We start from the raw sequence: 259 nt of genomic DNA, 5'->3' as shown, positions 1-259 counted from the left end.
TATTAGAACAATCGGTTTCAAGTGAATTAAAAGATCCTGCTTCGTCAATTTTAGATATTGAACGTAAAGTGACGGCAGAAATGCGTTCTGATAACTTCCCAACTGATAACTTCGGTGCAGCATTGGGTGGTAGCTTAATCCCTTGGATTGACAAACTTCTCCCTGAAACAGGACAAACTAAAGAAGAATGGAAAGGCTATGCAGAAACCAACAAAATCTTAGGTTTAAGCGACAATCCAATTCCTGTTGATGGTTTATG

The 259-nt window shown here is 38.6% G+C and carries 1 protein-coding gene; it reads left to right on the top strand.

Going from position 1 to position 259, the window contains the following annotated elements; genetic code table 11:
• Positions 1-259, top strand: a 259-nt coding sequence (locus CUZ56_RS15200) for an Asd/ArgC dimerization domain-containing protein (protein ID WP_275427163.1), incomplete at both ends; no start/stop codon positions are given.

The organism is Saezia sanguinis, assembly GCF_003991585.1.
Classification (GTDB): domain Bacteria; phylum Pseudomonadota; class Gammaproteobacteria; order Burkholderiales; family Burkholderiaceae_C; genus Saezia; species Saezia sanguinis.
The sequence above is the reverse complement of the archived record's forward strand: the minus strand, read 5'-3'. Positions and strand labels throughout refer to the sequence as shown.